Genomic DNA, 12231 nt, shown 5'->3' with positions numbered 1-12231 from the left:
GGCTACGCGGCGATCCGCTCGTTGATCTCGGCGAGCAGTTCGCCGGCGGTGCGCGCCTGGGTGATCACCTCGTCCGGCACGACGACGCCGCGTTCCAGCTTGAGCCGGGTCGCGGTCTCGATGAGGGCGAGCGAGTCGTACCCAAGGTCCTCGAAGGGAACGTTCGAGATGTCGCCGGCCGGCGCCGCCGCGTCGTCACCGCCGGCGCACTCGACGAGAAGGTCCCGCAGCTCGTCGATGGTCATGGTCCTACTCATGGTCAACTTCCCTTCTCGACGGAACGGATGACGACGGCCGCGTTGAATCCCCAGCGGCCGCGGGCCAGGACGAGCGCGGTGTCCACCCGCGTCTGGCGGGCGGTGCCGAGCACCAGGTCGAGGCCGTACTCGGCCGGTACCGACCGGGTGCCGAAGGTCGGCGGGATGACGCCGTCGCGGATGCTCATCAGCGCGCAGACGACGTCGAGCGTCCCGCCTCCGGAGAAGACACGGCCGGTCAGCGACTTCGGCGCGGTGACCGGGACCCCGCCCGCCCCGAACAACTCGCGCAGGGCCAGCGCCTCGGACCGGTCCAGCTCCGGCAGGCCGGCCGCGTCGGCGAACACGACGTCCACCTCGGCCGGTGTGATCCCCGCGTCGGCCAGCGCCAGGCTCGCCGCCCGGCCGAGCCCGGGCGCACGGTCGCTGCCCGGGGCGGGATCGAAGGTGGCGGCGTAGCCGGCGAGCTCGCCGTATGCCCGGGCCCCCCGCGCCCGGGCCGACTCGGTGGCCTCCAGAACGAGGATGGCGCTGCCCTCACCAGGCAGGTAGCCGGCCGCGCGGGTGTCGAAGGGCCGGTAGGCGGTGGCCGGGTCCGGGTCGGCGCTCACCCGCCCGCCGGCCGTCTGGGACAGCGCCCCCCACGGGTCGAAGGCCGAGTCTGCCCCGCCGCCCACGACCACCCGGGTGCCCGCCCGGATGGTGCGCCTGGCCTGGCCCAGCGCGTCCAGGCCGCCGGCCTGCTCGGTGACCAGGGCGCACGACGGGCCGCGCATCCCGTGCCGAATGGAGATCTGGCCGGTGTTCACCGCGTAGAACCAGGCGAACGACTCGTAGACGCTGACGTGCTCCGGTCCCCTGGTCCACAGCTTGCGGAACTCCCGGTGGGTGAACTCGAACCCGCCCGACGCGTTCGCGGTGACGACGCTCATGTCGTAGTCGCGCACCGCCGCGGTGTCGAGGCCGGCGTCCTCGATCGCCCACCCGGCGGCGGTGAGCGCGAGGCGGGTGGAGATGTCGGTCTGGGGCAGCAGCCGGCCCGGCAGGTACTGGGCGGCGTCGAAGTCGCGCACCAGGCCGGCGAGCCGGGCCGGGTACCCGGTGGTGTCGAACCGGTCGAGTTCGCCGATGCCGCTGCGGCCGGACAGCGTCGCGTCCCAGTACCGCTCGGTGCCGAGGCCGTTCGGCGCGATGACGCCCAGGCCGGTGATGACGGTCATGGCCGCTCCCCCTGTCCACGCGGCCGGGTCAGGACCATCGCGCTCTGGAAGCCACCGAATCCGCTCCCGACGGTCACCACGGTGTCGATCCGGTGCTCGCGGGCCTGTTTGGGCACGTAGTCCAGGTCGCATTCCGGGTCCGCGACCTCGAGGTTCGCCGTCGGCGGCACGGTCTGGTGCTCGATGGCCAGCAGGGACGCGGCGATCTCCACCGAGCCGATCGCGCCGAGCGAATGGCCGACCATGGACTTGATCGAGCTGACGGGCGTCTGGTACGCGTGGTCACCGAGGCTGCGGCGGAACGCCGCGGTCTCGTGCCGGTCGTTCTGCTTGGTGCCGGAACCGTGGGCGTTGACGTAGTCGACGGCGGTGGCGTCGAGCCTGGCCTCGTCGAGGGCGGCCCGGATCGCCTCGGCCATCTCGCGGCCGTCGGCCTTGAGCCCGGTCATGTGGTAGGCGTTGCACCGGTTGGCGAATCCGCCGACCTCCGCGTAGATGCGGGCGCCCCGCCGGCGGGCGGCGTCGAGCTCCTCGAGGAGGAACACGGCCGCGCCCTCGGCGAGCACGAAGCCGTTGCGGGTCGCGTCGAACGGGCGGGAGGCGTGGGCGGGGTCGTCGTTGTAGGTGGTGGTGGCCTTGATGGCGTCGAAGCAGGCGACCACGATCGGGGTGATCGGCGTATCCGACGCGCCGGCGAGCATCACGTCCGCGCTGCCCTCGCGGATCAGCGCGACGGCGTGCCCCACCGAGTCCAGGCCCGACGTGCATCCGTCCGACACCATCGCGACCGGGCCCTCGGCGCCGACGGTCCAGGCGATCTCGGCGGGCATGACGCTCGGGATCATGTAGTCGAACATGTGTGGGGACAGCTGGTCCGGCGACATCACCCAGCGCCGGCCCGAGTCGGACAGCACCAGGTACTCCCGCTCGAGGCTGGTGGCCGCGGCCACCGCGCTGCCCAGGCTCACCCCCATCCGGTGCGGGTCCACCGTCGCGAGGTCGAGCCCGCTGTCGGCGACCGCGTCACGCGCGCACACGACGGCGAACTGGGTGGCCCGGTCCATCCGCCGGATCTCCGCGGGGCGCAGGCCCTCCGCCGCCGCGTCGAAGTCCACCTCGGCCGCGACCTGCGACCGGTAGGGGGAGGGATCGAAGAACGAGATCCGCCGGGTGGCGGTCCGGCCGGCGGACAGCAGCTCCCAGAACGCGTCGCGCCCCCGCGCCCGCGGCGCCCGCACCCCCATTCCCGTGATCACAACCCGGCGGTTCACGGCGTGCCGCCACAGTGGTCGGCGTCAACAACGCGCCGGCCCGCCGCCAGAACTCGCGGACATGGACCGGTAAAGAGCAGCCCAGGCATACCGGACATGACCTCCTCTGCCCCTGGAATACATTGGCGGAGGTACCGGACGGGAATCCGTCCTGTACTTCCTTTCGCCAGGGACGCTAAGGTCGCCCTCTCTATCGCCACTCAATCCGTACTCAGGCCCGGCACCCTTCCGCCGGCACGGGTGACTTCGATCAGCTGCTCACGAGAATCTCACGCTGAAGCCGCTTCGCCTCGGCGGAGGGTTCCAGGCCGAGCTCGTCGTCCAGGATGTCGCGCAGGCGGTGGTAGACGGCGAGCGCCTCGCCGCGGCGGCCGGACCGGTGCAGAGCCTGCATCAGCCGCAGGTAGAAGGATTCGTGCAGATGGTGGGTGGACACCAGGGAGCGGAGCTCACCGACGAGTTCCCGGTGGCGGTTGTTCGCCAGATCCGCCTCGACCCGCAACAGGACGGCCTCCAGGCGCTGCTCCTCCAGATAGACCGAGAGCCCCCGGAGAAAGGGACCCGACACGATGTCCGCCGGCACCGGCCCGCGCCACAGGTCGATCGACTGCCGCAGCAGGTCGGCCGCGGAGGCGGTCCGGCCCTCGGCCAGGGCGTCCTTCCCGCAGCGCATCAGGTGCTGGAACTGGAAGACATCCAGGTTGTCCCGCGGCATCTCGAGGAGATAACCACCCGGCCTGGTCACCACGATCTCCGCGCCCCGCGGCCACTCGAAGCTGCGCTCGAACAGCTTCCGCAGCTGGTACACGTAGGTCTGCACGACCGTCTTGACGGTGCTGGGCGGCCCGTCCGGCCAGAGCTCGTCGATGAGCTGCTCGATGGTCACCAGCGAGTTCGCGTTGACGGCGAGCATCGCCAGCACCTGCCGAACCTTGGCCGCTGTGATTCCGAAGGGGGGCGCGCCGGCCGCCGCCGTCACGACATGACTGATTTCGAGTGGACCCAGGACCTTTATCTGCAGACAGGTTGCGATCATCACAGTCTCCCGTGGATTCCGGGCGTCGCGCCGGGCCTTTCCGGGCACAGATACACCACCCTCGACACAGAGCTCGTGCACGCTCCCGCGCGACCCTTGGACCCCTCGACCCATCCCTCGACGATCATGGCTCAGTTCAACATGCAAATAATCAGAATCCGGCAGTCGCCAGCACTCCGATAGCCGTCCGTCAATCGGCGTACGCGGAAAGTCTAACACGAACCCCACGATTTGATTCAACCGTGACTGAGCCCACTGTCAGAACTCCGACAGAAGCCAATGACAAGATAGCGGCCGCGGATCGCCACCGACCGACCGAAGAACGCGCGTCTTCGCAGGTCGTGGCGGGCCACAGGCCAGCCGCGCATACTTCGAGCCGGCCGGTAAATCGACGGCCGACATGGCCGAGATGGCCACCAGGAAATTGCGACGTCAATTATCCGCGAGGTCAGGGCGGGCCGCCGCCTCGCCATTCCACCGCCGAGGCCGCGGGCGACGCCGCGGGGAAGGAGGCGCCGGCCGGAAGGAGACACGGCGGGAGCGCCGTGGGGACGGCGGACGGGACGGCGGGCGGAACAGCGGGCGGGACAGTGGGACGGCGGGATGCGTCGAAGCGGTGATCCCTCGGCGGGAACACGCGCATGCGAGACCGACGGCCAGCGGGTGGAGCTGGTCGCCGATCTCGCGCGTGCCGGGGCTGTCCGGCGCGGCCCCGGCGCGGGGTCGGGCCCGGAACGGATCCGCCGGCGTCCGGCTAGCGGATGTTGTGATTGATGCGGAACAGGTTGTTCGGGTCGTACCTGCTCTTGAGGCCGCGCAGCCGGGTCCAGTCCGCCTGGTCGTACGCGACGCTGACCGCCTGCGGCGTCACGTCCGTGGGGCCGAGGAAGGTCGGAATCCGTCCCCCGGTGAGCACCGGCCCGAGTCCGGTCAGCGCGGCCAGCTGCGCCTGATGGACCGCGCCGGCCTGCTCGGGAGCCGCGAGCGGGTTGCTGAGGAACACCAGGAACCGCGCATCCCGGTGCCCGATGGCGTTGGGGGACGCCGGTCGGCGCCCGAACGCCCCGCCGAGGTGGCGAATCTCGACGAAGCCCGGGGGCAGCGTGGCAGCCGGCCCGACCGCACGCAGCACCGTGGCGACGCCGTCGTCACCCAGATCGCGGGTCAGGCCGCTCTCGCTGATCGTGGCGACGGGGGCGGTGGGCACGCCGTAGATCGTGTCGAGCCGCGCGACCGGCACGGCGGTGACCGTGTCCGACACCGGGCCCAGGGCCCGCAGCGCGGCCAGCTCCGCGTCCGCGTCCGCCGGCGCTCCGACGTGCACCGCCCTGATGATCAGCGCGAGTGTGCCGCGCAGCTCCGGCGGAACCGTGGGGATGTCGGGGTAGCGGACGAACGCCGCGACCGACGTCGTGCGGTCGGACACCGTCGCCGTCCAGCCGACGTAGGCCGCGAACACCCGCTCGGCGGCCGCCGCGGGGAACGTGAGCGCCCCTCCGTAGACGGTCGGCGCCGCCAGCAGGTCGATCTCGAACGAGGTGACGACGCCGAAGTTGCCCATGCCGCCCCGCACCGCCCAGAACAGGTCCGGCTCCTGGGTCGGGCTCAGCCGACGCTGCCGGCCGTCCACGGTGACGAGGTCGATGCCGCGGACCCGGTCGGCGGCGTAGCCGTAGGTCCGGCCGATGATCGACACACCGCCGCCGGTGACATAGCCGGTGGCCCCGACGTTCGACGTCGTCCCGGCCGGGGGAAGCAGGCCCGCGGGAGCCGACGCGGCGATCACGTCCCGCCAGCGCGCTCCGCCGTCGACGCGGGCGACGCGCCGGCCGGTGTCGATCCCGACGCCCGCGAGCCTGCGCATGTTGATCAGCAGCGCGTCGTCCGCGGGGACACTGATGCCGTGCCCCGTCGCCTGCACCGCGATCGGCCAGCCGAGCCCCGCCCCGACGCGGACGGCCGCGGCCACGTCCCGCGCCGACTCGGCGAGCACGATGGCCTTCGGGCGCTGCTGGACCAGCGTGTTGAAACCGGCGCGCTCGGCGTCGTAGCCGGGATCGCCGGGCAGCAGCACCGTCGACCCGAGCGCGCCGCGCAGCGCGTCCGACGCCGTCGCGGCCTCGGCGACCCCGGTCCCGAGATCGAGCCCGACCCCGGCCGCGAGCGCCGCCGTTCCCAGACCGACGGCCTTCAGTGCCGCCCGCCTGCTCAACAGTGTGTCCAACGCACGATCCTTCCCCACGCACAGCCGAATCGGACGGTCACGACGTCACGACGTCACGCGCGCCGCCAGTCCATGACCACATGCCGGGTCGAGTCGGGAAGGCGGTTTCGCAACGTCAACAGGCCGTTGGTCAGCCGGGCGCCGCGAACCTGCTCCGTGTTGACCACACGGCGATGGGACCCGATGACCACCTGATGGACGACCGCGTCCTTCTCCACCCGCCACCGGCCGGAATACCCCAGGTAACTCTCGACGGATCCCAGGTAGGGTGCCGGCGCGTCGCCGGACCAGCTGTCGGTCCGCATCAGACTGGCCGCCATGAAACCGCTGGGATGGTAGATGAGCAGGCCGTCCGCGCCCGCGCCCAGCGGACCCTCGTCGGTGGAACCGTCCTCGTTGAGGTAGCAGTGCGACACCAGCCGCCATGCTCCGACGAGGTCCCTCTCCATCAGCATCCGCGCTCCCGGCACCGAAGATCCTGAGTTCTCGCGTCGATTCCCGGTCCGGATGTCGGCCGGGCGGCGCCGGTCAGTAGTTCCCGAGTCCTCCGCACACGTTCAGCGCCTGTGCCGTGACCGCGGCGGCCCCCGGCGACAGCAGGTACTGGACCATCGCCGCCACCTCGTGCGGCTCGACGTACCGCCCGATGGGCACGCGGGCCTCGATGCGGGACTTCGTCTCGTCCTCGTCGACGCCCCAGATGTCGGCGTAGTGCTCCCGCACCCGCTCGGCCATCGGCGTCTCGACGAAACCGGGGCAGACGGCGTTGACCGTGATTCTGGTCCTGGCCAGCTCAAGCCCCAGCGCCTTCGTGAAGCCGACGACGCCGTGCTTGGAGGCGGAATAGGGCGAGGCGTGGATGACGCCCTGCTTGCCGCCGGTCGAGGCGATGCTGATGATGCGGCCGCGGCCGCGCTCGAGCATCCCGCCGGCGACGAGCACCTCCTTGGTCATCCGGAAGACGCTGGTGAGATTCGTGTCGACGACGTCGCACCACAGCTCGTCGGAGATGTCGGGCAGATGCCCACCGCCAGGGCGGCCGGCGTTGTTCACCAGGACGTCGATGGTGCCGAAGCGGTCAAGAACCCGCCGGACGAGTTCTCCGATCTCCGCCGGGGAACGGACGTCGCAGCGGTACCCGTCGACCTCGTGGCCCCGCGCACCCAGCTCCTTGACGGTCGTGGCCACGGATTCCGGCGTGCGCGCGCACAGGAAGACCCGCATGCCGTCCGCGGCCAGGGTTCTCGCGATCTCCAGCCCGATGCCGCTGGTGGCACCGGTGACGAGGGCGACCTGCTCGGAGCGCTCGGCCATGACCGTCCGCCTTCCTCCATGTCGTGGCGCGTCGTGGTGGGACGCTGCCAAAGGGTGTTAAAGGATCACTCAAGCGGCGCGGGCTCAGGCATGACAGGCGGGCATCCCGCCGTGCAGCCGCGTCATGTCGGCGAGCAGCTGGTCGAGGTCGGCGGGCTCGGCGCCGAGGTCGACGTAGGCGCGGTGCAGGTTGGGTGCCAGCCGCTCCGAGTCGATCAGCCCGGCGAACTCCCCGAGGTCGGCGTCCCGCGCGGCCTGCAGCGGGGTCAGACCAGCCGCGATCCCCGCCCGCGCGAGCTCCGTCAGCCAGCCGAGGTAGCGCTCGGTCTGGTCGAACAGCTCCGGCCCCCCGACCGGGCCATGCCCGGGCACGACCGTCGCCGCGTCGAACTCCCGCAGGCGCCCCAGCGCGGCCCGCAGCCCGCTGATCGATCCGGTGAGGACGAACGGGGTCACGCCGGACAGGACGAGGTCCCCGGCGAACAGCACGCGCCGCCCTGGCAGCCACACGACGGTGTCGCTGGCGCTGTGCGCCGAGGCGAACGAGTGCAGCTCGATGTCATGCCCGCCCAGGCGGGCCGCGATCGGGTCGCGAAACGTCGCCTGCGGCAGGACGACCTCGATCTTCCCCCACTCGACGTCCGGCCACAGCGTGGTCAGGTGCAGGCCGGCCCGCTCCGCCTCCGCCCGCGTGCCCTCGTGCCCCACCACCAGCGCCTCGGGGAAGACGCCGTTGCCGAACGTGTGATCCCCGTGCGCGTGGGTGTTGACCACCACCCTGGGTATCGCGCCTGCCGCCGTCACGGCGAGCTCGCGCAGCCGACTCGCCCGCGCCTCGGTGGCGGCGGTGTCGACGAGGACGGCCGTGCCCCCGCCGACGAGCAGGCCCGCGTTGTTCAGGCACCAGCCGCCGTCGGGCTGCAGGAACGCGTGAACTCCGTCGGCCAGCTCGCACAGCCTCACCGGGCCGGTGAAAGTCGACATGCGGTGACTGTCACGACCGGCGGTCGAGAAGCACTCAAGAAGTGCTCGGGCCGGCCCTCGGGGCGCGCTTGACCGGCGCTTGAGCCGCCCGGCCGACACTGCCTCGGAATCCCGCCGGATCCCTGTTCCGTTCCGGATCCCTCTGGATCCCCCCGAATCCTTCCGAGCTGTGGAGGCACCGATGACCACCGCGTCCGCCGGACTCGACCTCGCCACCGTCTACCCGCGGGTCCAGCAGTTCTACGCCGCCCAGATGCAGCGGCTGGATTCCCGCGACATCGTGGGTTATGCCGGGACCTTCTCGGACGACGCCGAGTTCGCGCACACCCCCGGCCGCCCGCCGTCGCGGACCCGGGCCGGCATCATCGAGGACCTCACCGACTTCCACCGGAAGTTCTCCGACGACCCGATGCAGCGCCGGCACCTGGTGACAATGATCAATCTGGAGCCGCTGGACGACGGGCGCCTGCGGTCGACCGCCTACTGCCTGGTCGTGAAGGTCCGGCCGGGGCAGGAACCCGTGTTCGTCAGCTGCACGATGCACGACATCCTGGTGGAGCTGGACGGCGAACTGCTGAACGCGTCCCGGCACGTCTCCTACGACTGACGTTCTCCGTCGGCAGAGCATTCTCCGTCGGCAGAGCGTTCTCCGTCGGCAGAGCGTTCTCCTACGGGTGGGCTGGCGCCGAGCGGGCCGGGTCGGCTCGGATCCCGTTCAGGACGAGGTCGAGATGCCGGCGCCAGTCCGAGTTCCGGCTGGGCCGGAAGTACATGGTGGACATGATCCCGCAGGCGAGGACGGGAAAGTCCGAGAAGGTGAAGTCGGCGCGCAGGTGACCCGCGGCGACGGCCCGGGCGATGATACGCGTGACGATCTCCGCGAACTCGGCCTTCTGTTGTTCGGCGCCGTCCCACTGGAGCCCGGTGGATCCGAGCAGGGCGAGCTGGAAGGCGGAATCACCGTCGGCCGTCTCGAGATAGCGGTGCAGGACCGTTTCGAAGGCGACGCCGGGATCGGCGATGCTCTCGGCCTCACGGGCGAGCACGCTCATGTTCTGGAAGCGTTCCCGGACGACCGCGACGAGCAGATCTTTTTTGCTCGGAAAATGCCGGTACAGCGTGCCCATGCCGAGCCCGCTGTGCGCGGCGATCTCCTCCATCTGGACGGCATTGCCCTGCCGGGCGAAGAGCTCACCGGCGCTGGCGAGGATGCGCTCGCGGTTGCGGCGGGCGTCCGCGCGCAGGGGACGTTCGGCCTCGGCCATGTCAACCCCTCTCGCGTCACCCACGGAACATCAGGAAGTCTAGTTCCGATCACCATTGGAGTCGTCCGCGCGTAGCACCGTGAGCTGGGCGGATCGTGCCAGCGGTACGCCGGGCCGGACCTGCCGGGACGGCCCGGCCCGGTGCACCGCCTCGTCACGTGCGCGGCGTCGTCAGGGTGCCTGGACGACCGCCGTCGACCAGGTGAAGCCCGATCCGCAGCCGAGGATGACGGCGTACTCCCCGGGTTCGAGCATCTTCTGCTCGACGATGTCGGCCATGTTCGCCACCATGTCGCCGGCGCCGAGATGCCCGGTACGGGTGCCGAGCTGCACCGTCCTGGCCAGCAGCTGCTCGCCCAGGGCCCGGTCGTACATGACGTGCAGCAGCCGAGGGCCCAGGCGCGGCGTCACGATCATCTTCAGGCGGGGATCGTCCGCGTCGAGCTCGGCCTGCGCCAGCGCCGTGCGCAGCGAGGTGCCGACCCGGTCGCGGGCCGTCGCGGCCAGGCTCTCCTTGCCGTGCGCGGCGTAGAACTCCCTGCGCGCCTGCGCGGACGACAGGACCTCCTTGCCCTCCATCGGCGCGGTGGTGAACGGCGCGTCACCGCGGTTCAGGGCCTCGAGCCAGCCGGCGCTCGCGTGCGTCAGGGAGAGCAGGCGCAGCTCGTCGGGCCCGCCGTCGCGGCGGTGGAGCAGGGCGGCCGTCGCACCGTCGCCGTAGGCGATGTCGGTGTGCATCCGCCAGCGGTCCCACACCGGCGCCACGAACCTGTCGGCGGTGGTCACCAGGGCCGCGGTGAGGTCGGGATTCGCCAGCAGGCCGCTGGCCGCGAAGTAGAGCGCGGAGGTGCCGCCGTTGCACAGCTCGTGCATGCCGGTGGGCAGGGCGTCGGGCGGCAGGTCCAGCTCGCTGGCCACGTAGTGCGCGGGCGACCAGACCTCCTGGCCCTGGTGGTAGACCCAGGCGTGCACCAGGATGCCGACGGACGCCGGATCGCAGCCCGCCCGGCCCAGCACCTTCCGCCCGGCGAGCACGGCCATCTGGGGTGCGGCGAGATCGGCCGTGACCGGCACGTCGGTGACGCCGAGCAGCTCGACCGCCCCGGCATCGAGCCGGCCGCCGTCGACCTCCGCCTTGATGGACTCCGTCGTCTCGGGGAGCCAGGTACTGACCGCCCTGATCCCGAGATCGGCTCCAAACTTCATTTTTCTCGTCCTCCCGCGGATGATCGGTGCACGAGCGGGCCGCCGATTCCCATGACGGTGGATTGTGTGCGAACGGCGCCAGAAAGGCTCCCCGGAGGGGCGGCGGCACGACAGCGCCATCGTACGGTGCCGCAGCCCTCCGGCCGGTGTTCGAATCAGGAAAGAACCGCGGGCTTGAGCACTTCTTGAGCCCACTGACGGAAGGTCGTGGGCGTGGTCGCCTCGGCTGTACGCGGCTCGGCATTGTAGAGACCGCCGTCAATGGCGGTCAGCAGATCGACAAGCCACTGGGCGGCGGCCTCGGTCTGGCCGTTCTGTATCAGGCTGGCCTTGTACGCGTCCGGCGGCACCTGCTGGTACCGGATAGGCCGCTCGAGAACCTCGGAGAGAATCCGTGCCTCGTCATTGTAGGAAAGGTCCTCCGGCCCGAGGACGGCCTGATAGTCCTGACCGCTCCAGGAGCTGTCCAGCAGCAGCCGCGCGGCGACGGCGGCGATGTCCCGGGTCGAACAGGTCGGGAGCTTGAGGTCGCCGTTGATGGGGTAGAAGAACATTCCCTGGTGCTTGAGCGGCGCGACCTGCCAGAGCAGGTTCTCCATGAACGCCGGCATCCGCAGCGTGCGGTAGCTGACCCCCGTCTTGTCGATCAGCTCGCCGACGGCCCGCCCCATCGTGTCCGTGTCCGCCGTCTCCTGGTGGCCGAGACCGCCGATGTTGACCAGGCGCCGCACCCCGTGCCTGGTGATGGCCGCGGACAGCGGCCCGGCGAACTCGGCCGCGCGCCGCACGGGATCGGTGGCGGTGGGGTCGGGCGGCAGCAGCCAGAACACCGACTCGGCGCCTGTCAGCGCCTTGTCCATGACGTCGGCGTCGGACAGCGACCCCTGGATGACCTCGACCTTGCCCTGCGCCTCGGGGACGAGCCGCGCGGGGTCGCGTACGACCACCCGGGGGGTCACCCCGCTGCCGAGGAGGTTGAGCAGGAGCTGGCGGCCGATCTGCCCGGTGGGGGTGCAGACAACGATCATTGACTCTCCCAGCAAAAGGAATCGGAACTACTCTTCCAGGTTACGAAGATAGAACCGCGATTCCGGTTGTCAAGAGGTCGGTTCGAGGCCCCAGGTCAGCCCGTCAGGACGTCCGTCAGCGCCTCACGCAGGACGTCGCGCAGGCGGGTGACGTTGCCGAGCAGCAGGTGGCCGCCGTGCGGCAGGACCAGCAGCTCGCCGCGCGGCAGCCGGTCGACGACAGCCGCGGCCTCGGCGGGCGTGGGCAGCGGCGAGTCCTCGGCGGTGAGGACGAGGGTCGGGACGTCGACGTCCTCCCACGGCAGCCGGTCACGGAGCATCTCGGGCGCGCTCACATAGGTGTCGAACAGGATGGGCGTCCCGCCGCGGCCGCACCGGCAGCAGCGTCGACATGATCTGCGCGCCGAAACCGCCTCATCACGCCCA

The 12231-nt window shown here is 71.0% G+C and carries 13 protein-coding genes; 1 reads left to right on the top strand and 12 read right to left on the bottom strand.

What is annotated here, in order from left to right:
- Positions 1-2 precede the first annotated feature (2 nt).
- The 8 genes from AC6EXY_RS14400 to AC6EXY_RS14365 form a co-directional block, all read right to left on the bottom strand.
- Entirely contained in the window at positions 3-257 is a 255-nt protein-coding gene (locus AC6EXY_RS14400) for an acyl carrier protein (protein ID WP_499817466.1), read from the bottom strand.
- Positions 258-259: 2 nt separating this feature from the next.
- The gene (locus AC6EXY_RS14395; RefSeq protein WP_499817465.1) at positions 260-1477 is read right to left on the bottom strand and encodes a ketosynthase chain-length factor; all 1218 of its coding nucleotides are present in this window, start codon (positions 1475-1477) and stop codon (positions 260-262) included.
- Positions 1474-2748, bottom strand: a complete 1275-nt coding sequence (locus AC6EXY_RS14390) for a beta-ketoacyl-[acyl-carrier-protein] synthase family protein (protein ID WP_101832166.1) — start codon at positions 2746-2748, stop codon at positions 1474-1476. Before AC6EXY_RS14390 ends, AC6EXY_RS14395 begins: the two co-directional genes overlap by 4 nt.
- A 250-nt stretch (positions 2749-2998) precedes the next feature.
- On the bottom strand, positions 2999-3784 hold the full coding sequence (locus tag AC6EXY_RS14385) for an AfsR/SARP family transcriptional regulator (RefSeq protein ID WP_165818403.1): 786 nt from the start codon (positions 3782-3784) through the stop codon (positions 2999-3001).
- A gap of 754 nt (positions 3785-4538) precedes the next feature.
- Positions 4539-6008, bottom strand: a complete 1470-nt coding sequence (locus AC6EXY_RS14380; protein ID WP_499817464.1) for an FAD-binding oxidoreductase — start codon at positions 6006-6008, stop codon at positions 4539-4541.
- 53 nt (positions 6009-6061) lie between these two features.
- Positions 6062-6463 (bottom strand): lipocalin-like domain-containing protein, encoded by a 402-nt coding sequence (locus tag AC6EXY_RS14375; RefSeq protein WP_101831052.1) that lies wholly within the window; start codon positions 6461-6463, stop codon positions 6062-6064.
- A 73-nt stretch (positions 6464-6536) separates the two neighbouring features.
- Positions 6537-7322: an SDR family NAD(P)-dependent oxidoreductase gene (locus AC6EXY_RS14370; RefSeq protein ID WP_499817463.1), complete on the bottom strand. Its 786-nt coding sequence runs from the start codon at positions 7320-7322 to the stop codon at positions 6537-6539.
- A gap of 84 nt (positions 7323-7406) precedes the next feature.
- A complete protein-coding gene (locus tag AC6EXY_RS14365; protein ID WP_101831054.1) occupies positions 7407-8306 on the bottom strand; it encodes an MBL fold metallo-hydrolase in 900 nt (299 codons plus the stop codon).
- A 181-nt stretch (positions 8307-8487) separates the two neighbouring features.
- On the opposite strand from AC6EXY_RS14365, the gene AC6EXY_RS14360 reads away from it, so the two are divergent.
- The gene (locus AC6EXY_RS14360) at positions 8488-8913 is read left to right on the top strand and encodes a nuclear transport factor 2 family protein (RefSeq protein WP_101831063.1); all 426 of its coding nucleotides are present in this window, start codon (positions 8488-8490) and stop codon (positions 8911-8913) included.
- A 61-nt stretch (positions 8914-8974) separates the two neighbouring features.
- On the opposite strand, the gene AC6EXY_RS14355 is transcribed toward AC6EXY_RS14360, so the two are convergent.
- The 4 genes from AC6EXY_RS14355 to AC6EXY_RS14340 form a co-directional block, all read right to left on the bottom strand.
- Positions 8975-9571 carry a TetR/AcrR family transcriptional regulator gene (locus tag AC6EXY_RS14355; protein WP_499817462.1) on the bottom strand — a complete coding sequence of 199 codons (597 nt, stop codon included), beginning with the start codon at positions 9569-9571 and terminating at the stop codon, positions 8975-8977.
- Between the two features lie 171 nt (positions 9572-9742).
- Entirely contained in the window at positions 9743-10777 is a 1035-nt protein-coding gene (locus tag AC6EXY_RS14350; RefSeq protein WP_499817461.1) for a ketoacyl-ACP synthase III family protein, read from the bottom strand.
- Positions 10778-10932: 155 nt separating this feature from the next.
- Complete coding sequence (locus AC6EXY_RS14345) at positions 10933-11805, bottom strand: NmrA family NAD(P)-binding protein (RefSeq protein ID WP_499817460.1); 873 nt, start codon at positions 11803-11805, stop codon at positions 10933-10935.
- Between the two features lie 95 nt (positions 11806-11900).
- A complete protein-coding gene (locus AC6EXY_RS14340) occupies positions 11901-12140 on the bottom strand; it encodes an alpha/beta fold hydrolase (protein WP_101831058.1) in 240 nt (79 codons plus the stop codon).
- Positions 12141-12231 lie beyond the last annotated feature (91 nt).

Source organism: Frankia sp. RB5 (genome assembly GCF_059816245.1).
Note: the sequence above shows the minus strand (reverse complement) of the source record. Positions and strands in the feature narration are given on the sequence as shown.

Bases quoted from the DNA above. Each gene is read 5' to 3' on its own strand.
- AC6EXY_RS14400 (WP_499817466.1), bottom strand. From the start codon at position 257: ATGAGTAGGACCATGACCATCGACGAGCTGCGGGACCTTCTCGTCGAG.
- AC6EXY_RS14395 (WP_499817465.1), bottom strand. From the start codon at position 1,477: ATGACCGTCATCACCGGCCTGGGCGTCATCGCGCCGAACGGCCTCGGC.
- AC6EXY_RS14385 (WP_165818403.1), bottom strand. From the start codon at position 3,784: ATGATCGCAACCTGTCTGCAGATAAAGGTCCTGGGTCCACTCGAAATC.
- AC6EXY_RS14375 (WP_101831052.1), bottom strand. From the start codon at position 6,463: ATGCTGATGGAGAGGGACCTCGTCGGAGCATGGCGGCTGGTGTCGCAC.
- AC6EXY_RS14370 (WP_499817463.1), bottom strand. From the start codon at position 7,322: ATGGCCGAGCGCTCCGAGCAGGTCGCCCTCGTCACCGGTGCCACCAGC.
- AC6EXY_RS14365 (WP_101831054.1), bottom strand. From the start codon at position 8,306: ATGTCGACTTTCACCGGCCCGGTGAGGCTGTGCGAGCTGGCCGACGGA.
- AC6EXY_RS14360 (WP_101831063.1), top strand. From the start codon at position 8,488: ATGACCACCGCGTCCGCCGGACTCGACCTCGCCACCGTCTACCCGCGG.
- AC6EXY_RS14355 (WP_499817462.1), bottom strand. From the start codon at position 9,571: ATGGCCGAGGCCGAACGTCCCCTGCGCGCGGACGCCCGCCGCAACCGC.
- AC6EXY_RS14350 (WP_499817461.1), bottom strand. From the start codon at position 10,777: ATGAAGTTTGGAGCCGATCTCGGGATCAGGGCGGTCAGTACCTGGCTC.
- AC6EXY_RS14345 (WP_499817460.1), bottom strand. From the start codon at position 11,805: ATGATCGTTGTCTGCACCCCCACCGGGCAGATCGGCCGCCAGCTCCTG.